Source organism: Acinetobacter sp. YH12219 (genome assembly GCF_013417875.1).
In the GTDB taxonomy this organism is placed as follows: domain Bacteria; phylum Pseudomonadota; class Gammaproteobacteria; order Pseudomonadales; family Moraxellaceae; genus Acinetobacter; species Acinetobacter amyesii.
In genome coordinates, this window is sequence record NZ_VPDC01000027.1 from 24753 (window position 1) to 32452 (window position 7700).

The following is a 7700-nucleotide window of genomic DNA, read 5'->3' on the forward strand; positions in this document are numbered from 1 at the left end:
CACAGACTGAAACAGTGAACTGATACAGTTTTAAGCGCTGTGACTTGAACTTCTTGAACGTCAGCCATACACTACTTTGAACCTGAGGTAGTGTATGACTATTGATTTAGAAAAAATTATTCAATTCAAATCTAAAATACAGCTTGAGCAAATTTATAATATCTTTGTTTCAGTCATGATCGTGGTGATTTTGGTATTGGCTGTGATTGCCTTATATCGTCCTATTTCTGTACAGCAATACCAAAACGTGTCACGACTTGCGTTGCAGCAAAGTTATCCTGAAACACAGGAAATGGCGATGCTGCTCAGACAGCAAGATCGCATTCGTGTGGGTGCTTATCTTAAATTGATGCATGCTTATCAGATGGAATCTGTGCGGGCACATCAACTTCCGGCTTTGGCAGAGGAACAGCCTTAGTCGCAGGGATTATCTTGGTTGGAGCTGCTTGTACATTCTCCTCCAATATCTGCTGTACTTCATTTTTATCTAAGGTTTTACTGACCACAATCACCGTCATATTTTCAGGGTGCATATAGGTACGAACCGCATTTTGTACATCAGCTACAGTTATTTTTTCCAGTAATTTAGGGTACTGGGTCAAATAATCTGGGTCTTGTTGATAAAAGCCCAATAGACCAAGCTGTGCATTGATCGTTGCATTACTGCTGTAATTATTTGGAAAAGCACGCAGCATACCGGCTTTGGTTTCTTCCATTTGTTTTTGATCAATAGGCATTTTGACAAAATCATTAAAAGCCTTATGTGCCACTCGAATACTATCTATAAGCTGATCTTGACGTGTTCCATAGCTAAAACTAAAGATTCCGGGTGCTTGGCTAAAGCTAAATGCACTATAGGCACCATAAGTATAACCACGTTTAACACGAAGCTCTTGCATGAGGACCGAGTTAAAACCACCACCGCCAAACATTCGATTAGCTACTTCTAAGGCTAATCGATCTTTGTTATCGCGTGTGGTGCCTAAATGTCCAAATATGACGTTGGCTTGGGTGGAATTGTAGGGAAGATGGATAATATCAAAGCCTTGTTTTTCTTCTGGTTGTGCAAGCGCTTTGGCTTTTTCACCTTGGTTTAAGTTTCCAGAAATACGTTCTGCTAGGTTTTGCGCTTCTTTTTTGCTGAGTTTACCTGTAATGGCAATATTCATGTTTTGAGCAACTAAAAATTGATCACGAAACTTCTTTAAAATGTCTGGTGTTATTTTTTTGATACTGCCATTGGTTCCCGTAATCGGTTCTGCATAAGGATGTGTGCCGTATACAGCCCGATAGAAACGAATATTCATTAAGCGACTTGGGCTTTCTTGGAGTTGCTTCTGACCAGCTTGGTTATTACTGAGAGCTAAGTTTAGACTAGAGGTTTTAAAAGTCGCATTTTTAATCACGTCCATCATCATACTTAAAGCAGGTTCTAATTTTTTAGGGTCTGACAATACGCGTAACCGAACGACAAACATATCTCGATGTGCTTGCACGCTAAATTGAGCACCAGTTTGGTCAAAAACCGTGGCAATTTGCGTTGCATTGTATTTTTCTGTGCCTTCATCGATTAAACGTGCAGCCATGTTGGCAACACCATATAAGCCTTTTCCGACTTCTTCATCACGAGCAGAACCTGCGTTAAAGGTCAGTTGAATATCCACCATTGGTAGATCTTGTGATTCAACAAACAGGCTATTCACACCATTTCGGTTTTTCAGCATTTGAACGAGCGGAGCGCGGTAGTCTTTATCAATCTGTAAATTCTTTAAACTTTGCAGCATTGGGATAGATTGTAATTGGCTCGGATTATCGTTGAGGTCGGGAACATTTTCCTTATAAGTTTCTGCATGAAGGATTGAGCCAAACGCAGTGAGTAAGCTTAGAGATAAAATTTTCGTAATAGTCATCACTAATCCTTACAAGACGCTTTCAGTGTTTTGGGTTGAGCTGATTTGTTGCTCTGGAATAACAACTTCCGTTTGAGCTGGTTTTGTAGTTTGATCTGCTTTATTTGAGGTTGTTGGAACCTCTGACTGTTCTGGAAATAGATACATGGTGCTTAAATTTTCTCGGACAAAATACGCATTTGCGACACGTTGAATATCCTGTGCGCTGACGTTTTCATATAGTTTTGGTAATTCGTCCATTAGCCTGAAACTGAGTCCATTGACTTCTAAGTTGCCGATTGTCTTGGCTTGGCTACTGATGTCATCTTGGTTATAGACTAAATTGGAGACAAAACGTGTGGTGATACGTTCAACTTCAGGTGTTTTGACTAATTCTGTTTTTAAAGTGTCGATTTCATCTTGTATCGCTTTTTGCGCTTGTTCCATTTTGACGCCATCGGCAGGGAGTGCTGAAATGGTAAACAAGCTATCACCACGATTGTATGGATCATAAGAAACACTTACAGCGGTGAGTAATTTTTTATCGCGTACCAGTTTGTCTTGTAGGCGCGATGAAATACCACTATCTAAAATGTTGCGAATAATATTGAGAGCATATGCATCTTGTGGGTTTTTTGCAGTAGCCAGTGAGCGTACATTCCACGCCATATACAAATTAGGCACTTGTACGGGTAAATTTAGTTCCATATGACGATAGCCCACACGTTCGAATTCCATCACATCATTACGATCAGGTGTTTTGCGTGATGGAATATCACCAAAGTATTTTTGAACTTGACGAATGGCTGCTTCGGCATCGACATCACCGACAATCACCAAAATGGCGTTATTCGGGGTATACCAATCTTTATACCATTGCTTTAAATCTGCCAATTTGATGTTTTGCAGATTTTTCATGTGTCCAATGACGGGTTGACGATAGTGACTGGTTGGATAAGAGATCCATTTGAAACGTTCATAAGCCAAAGAACGAGGATTGTCATCTGTGCGCTGTCGGCGTTCTTCCATAACCACTTTAATTTCAGGGTCGAAATCTTGTTGTTGTAATTGTAAATTACTCATACGATCCGCTTCGAGCTCCAGCGCCATAGGGAAGTAGGCTTTAGGATACAACTGATAATAATTCGTGTAATTGGTAAAGGTTGCAGCGTTGATGCTGCCGCCATAGATACGGCTAAGACGTGTAAATTCATCATTAGGAACTTTTGTGGTTCCTTTAAACATCATATGTTCGAGTGCATGAGAGATCCCTAATAGATTGCCCGACTCATCACTACTGCCAACGCGATACCAAATATGAGTCATTACCATTGGTGCACGGTGGTCTTCACGGATAATGACCTTTAAACCATTTTTAAGCGTGGTTTCAAAGGTGCTACGCGTTAATTGGGTACGTGTGTCTGCATGTAGATTGGGTGCAGACCAAAGGCAACTGCTGATAACACAGATAGGAAGTGCAGAGCGAAATAAAGTTTTAAAAAAACAAGGAGAAAATCTGTTTTTATGGGACACAAAGGAATCCATTAAAATGCATTTTATAGCTATCTAGTTTTCCTAAAGTTAATTTTGATTGCAAGTTCAACATGTTGTTTTTTAGTGTGCTTCGCTCTGACAGGCGTGTATCGACTCAATTTAAGATAACTTATGATAGAATCGGTTTTTTTAACGCAGTGCTTTTCAAGGATTCGGCATGCAACAGCAATCTCATGGGCAGAATAAATTTTTGATTGATGCTGATATCGGTGATGACGATGTCACGCTACCGAGTTTACCTGCGGTAAATGTGCCGATTATCGAGACACCGAAAGTACAGCAAGACGTTGCTGCACCATTACAAGAAACAGAGTCAGAAACTGAAGACTCGAAGGCGAAAGGCGGCTTCTTTAGTCGAATGAAAGAAGGTCTAGCAAAGTCACGTAAGAACTTGGCAGACGGCATGGTGAATATCCTGATCGGTGGGAAGGAAATTGACGATGAACTTTTAGAAGAGGTTGAAGAGCAACTTTTGGTTGCTGATATTGGTGTTGATGCAACCAAAACGATTATTGCGAACTTAACTGAACGTACTGAACGTGGCGATTTAATCTATTCGCACTCTTTATATAAAGCGCTTCAAGAAGAACTTGTGGCATTACTTGCACCACGTGTTAAACCACTGCATATCGACAGCAATAAAAATCCGTATGTGATTTTGGTTGTTGGCGTAAATGGTGTGGGTAAAACCACCACGATTGGTAAATTAGCGAAACGCTTACAAGGTGAAGGTAAAAAAGTAATGTTGGCTGCTGGTGACACATTCCGTGCAGCAGCAACAGAACAATTACAAATTTGGGGTGAACGCAATAATATTGCTGTTGTGGCTCAAGGTCATGGTGCAGATTCTGCTTCTGTTATTTTTGATGCATTTGAAAGTGCTCGTGCAAAAGGCGTAGACGTGCTGATTGCAGACACCGCAGGTCGTTTACATAACAAAGGACACCTCATGCAAGAGTTGTCTAAAGTAAAACGTGTAATGCAAAAAATTGACGCTACAGCTCCGCATGAAGTGATGTTAGTGGTAGATGCAGGCACAGGTCAAAATGCCATTAACCAAGTTGAAATGTTTGACGAGGCAGTAGGGCTTACAGGTCTAACCATTACTAAACTGGATGGTACTGCGAAAGGTGGTGTGTTATTTAATATTGCAAGCCGTACCCATGTACCAATTCGTTTTATTGGTGTAGGTGAGAAAATTGATGACTTGCGTCCATTCTCAGCAAAATCATTTGTCGCAGCATTATTTGAAACTGATAAATAAAATGCGTTAAATGTCACATAAACTCCGCAAAATGCGGAGTTATTTGTTTTAGGGTTTATTGATTGATTTAAAAAGCAACATGTGAATAAATCATAATCAAAATTCAGCCTAATAAACCCTTAGAATAAGTAAGGAATTGTTGTTTATATATAAAAATTGCTTTGGGGTGTTTAGGGTGGCGTTACTCGATAAAATTGGTCATGTATTGACTGCGGATATCACTAAAGATTTTAAATTAAAAAAGAAAAATACTGACCAAGAAGTAGAAGCGTCATTTGTCGACCAACTAAAGAAACGTCGCAGTATTTACGAGCTTGGAAAGAAGGTACATTATAGTCAGGCTTACTTGGCTGAACTGATTCAAGAGTCTGTAAGAAGTTGTCCATCTGCATATAATTCACAAAGTACACGTATTGTGGTTTTATTTGGCGAATCGCATCAAAAATTTTGGGACATAGTAAAAGACGTACAACGCAAGAATGTTGCGAGTTATATTTTTGAGGGTGTGGCGCTCAAAATAGATCAATGTGCAGCTGGCCTGGGAACTGTGCTTTTCTATGAAGATCAAGCCGTGATTCAACAATTACAAAAGAAAGTGCCATTAAGTGCAGAAGATTTTCCAGTGTGGTCGGAGCAAACGTCTGGCATGGCCCAATTCGCAGTATGGACTTCGATCGCAGATGCAGGTCTAGGCGCATGTTTACAGCACTATAACCCACACATTGATTATGCTGTTGCTGAACACTTTGATATTTCAAAACAATGGTTGCTGCGTGCACAATTGGTCTTTGGTTCAATTGAAGGTCAAGCGCCTGAACGTTTAGAACCAGAAGACCAAGATCAGTTTAGAATTTATGAGTAATTTCTATGTGCTGTAAGTTGCTTTGATCTCTGCTTTTAGAGCAGTAAACTAAAATCTGTATGTAAATGAGTTGTGGGTATTTAGATGCTTACAACTGATTGTTCTAGAAATAAGACACAATGTTGTAAATATAGTCATGCAACGTTTAAAAACTTCACCTATTATAAATCTCAACTTAGTAAGCTAATTGAAAATAAAAAGAGGTCTTGTAATGTCATTCTTGAATCAAATCGAACAACGTCGCACAATCTATTCTATTGGTAATAACGTGAGTTTATCGCAAGATGAAATTGAGAAAACCATTAAAAATGCTGTACGTTTAAGTCCATCATCATTTAACTCTCAAACGTCTCGTGTTGTTATTCTGTTTGGTGATGCACATCAAAAATTCTGGAATATCGTACGTGAAACTTTACGTAAGATTGTGCCTGCAGATGCATTTGAAGGAACCAATGGCAAGATTAATAGTTTTGCAGCAGGTTTTGGTACAGCATTATTTTATGAAGATCAGGCTGTAGTAAAAGCTCTCCAAGAACAATTTGCACTTTATGCAGATAATTTCCCAGTATGGTCTGAACACTCAACAGCGATTGCTCAATTTGCTACTTGGACGGCTTTGGCTGAAAAAAATATCGGTGCATCATTGCAACATTACAATCCAATTGTTGATGCTGAAACAGCTGCGGAATTTGATGTGCCAGATCAATGGAAACTACGTGCACAACTTGTTTTCGGTTCGATTGAAGCGCCTGCAGGCGAAAAAACCTTTATTGCAGATGAAGAACGATTCAAAACATTTAAGTAATGATGGTGTGATGAATTAAAAAGGATGCATTAAGCATCCTTTTTTTATATGCAAAATTCTTGAATGAATATCAAAATAATGTCTTGAAACAAAATATACAGTGATTGTTAGATGTCATAAGATTGTCATATATGCATTGCATAGTGCATTCCAAACTAAATAATTGATAAAGAGTGATAATGATGACTTTAAGATTAACTGTTGCTGCTGCAGCGCTGATGTTAAGTAGTGCCGGATTTGCAGCTGTAACTTTGACTGTTCCGGAAGAAATTAAAATAGTTGCAGTTAATGATCAAGAAGTTACTGGTGGTTTATTTCGATCTACGGAGAAGTATAAGCTAGATGCAGGTGAAAACCTATTAACGGTACGTTATAGCGAATTTTTTCAACATGCTGATAATTCTCACGATATTTTAAAGTCAGGTGTGGCCGCTATTCGTACTCCAGCACTGATTGATGGTCAAGAGTATCGTTTGGGTCTAGTCAATGCACCAAAAGATTTTGATGCTGCGCAAAAATATAAAGACCAGCCGATATTTGGTTTGTATGACAGATCTAATCAATTACTTGTGCAGCAAGCTGGGGCGAAGAAAGAACAAAAAACGATTTTCTCCAATGGTGTTTTAGGTAATGCAGTAGATTTTACGAAGAAAGAAGCTGTGCCAGAAAATCAACCAGCACCTGTTTATGCGCAATCTGTAACTGCAAAACCAACGAACGTAGTATCTCCTGTAGTAGCTTCAAAAAATGTGATTATTAATGAAAATGGGGCAGATCAACAATTAATTCAGCTTTGGCAAAAGGCCAATAAAGCTGAACGACAAAAATTCATGAGTTGGTTGGCTGAGCAAGCAAACTAAAGTCACTTTCGTAACTTCATTAGTTTTATTCAAGTCAGTGCTATTCGAAAAGTCCGTTGAATTACGGGCTTTTTAGTTTGAAGAATATAAAAATCACCAATAATTATAAAATTCGTCTTTCATAAAGCGGAATATGTAGATATATTGATCTTTAAATAAGCAATAAATTGCTTATAGTTTAAAAAATATACACTCAGGCGCAATATCATAGAAATTTCTGTGATAGGGGCTTGTGTTTGTTTTGAAACTCTATAGAATACGCTGCATACCAACGCAGACAGCGATAAACACAAGGTTTTGAGTTGTTTGATGTTGTTTCTTATTTGCTGACGAAGCATTAAGAAGATCATTAAGAGATTATGAAGAACAACTTGTGTGGATTTTTACTGGTTGATCGATCGAAATTATTTTCATTGATTGATGGTAGAAATTACTCGAAGTTTATTTGAGCAAATTTTTGTCAGTA

General features: G+C 38.6%; 6 protein-coding genes and 1 pseudogene. 5 read left to right on the top strand and 2 right to left on the bottom strand.

Annotated elements, in window-relative coordinates; translation table 11 throughout:
* Positions 1–94: 94 nt before the first annotated feature.
* The gene (locus FTV04_RS14935; protein WP_111884935.1) at positions 95–418 is read left to right on the top strand and encodes a hypothetical protein; all 324 of its coding nucleotides are present in this window, start codon (positions 95–97) and stop codon (positions 416–418) included.
* Here the strand turns inward: FTV04_RS14935 and FTV04_RS14940 are convergent.
* Complete coding sequence (locus FTV04_RS14940; protein ID WP_180090232.1) at positions 342–1910, bottom strand: pitrilysin family protein; 1569 nt, start codon at positions 1908–1910, stop codon at positions 342–344. The two genes, FTV04_RS14935 and FTV04_RS14940, sit on opposite strands and share 77 nt — an antisense overlap.
* A gap of 123 nt (positions 1911–2033) precedes the next feature.
* Positions 2034–3350, bottom strand: a pseudogene (locus tag FTV04_RS14945) (M16 family metallopeptidase); the annotation flags it as partial.
* Between the two features lie 250 nt (positions 3351–3600).
* On the opposite strand from FTV04_RS14945, the gene ftsY reads away from it, so the two are divergent.
* From ftsY to FTV04_RS14965, 4 genes are all read left to right on the top strand, one after another.
* Positions 3601–4707: a signal recognition particle-docking protein FtsY gene (gene ftsY / locus FTV04_RS14950; RefSeq protein ID WP_168379661.1), complete on the top strand. Its 1107-nt coding sequence runs from the start codon at positions 3601–3603 to the stop codon at positions 4705–4707.
* 175 nt (positions 4708–4882) lie between these two features.
* The gene (locus FTV04_RS14955) at positions 4883–5569 is read left to right on the top strand and encodes a nitroreductase family protein (protein ID WP_180056124.1); all 687 of its coding nucleotides are present in this window, start codon (positions 4883–4885) and stop codon (positions 5567–5569) included.
* Positions 5570–5780: 211 nt separating this feature from the next.
* Positions 5781–6374, top strand: coding sequence for a nitroreductase family protein (locus tag FTV04_RS14960; protein ID WP_180090236.1), 594 nt, complete (start codon positions 5781–5783; stop codon positions 6372–6374).
* Between the two features lie 182 nt (positions 6375–6556).
* Positions 6557–7234 (top strand): DUF2057 domain-containing protein, encoded by a 678-nt coding sequence (locus FTV04_RS14965; protein WP_180090241.1) that lies wholly within the window; start codon positions 6557–6559, stop codon positions 7232–7234.
* The last annotated feature ends 466 nt before the right edge of the window (positions 7235–7700 follow it).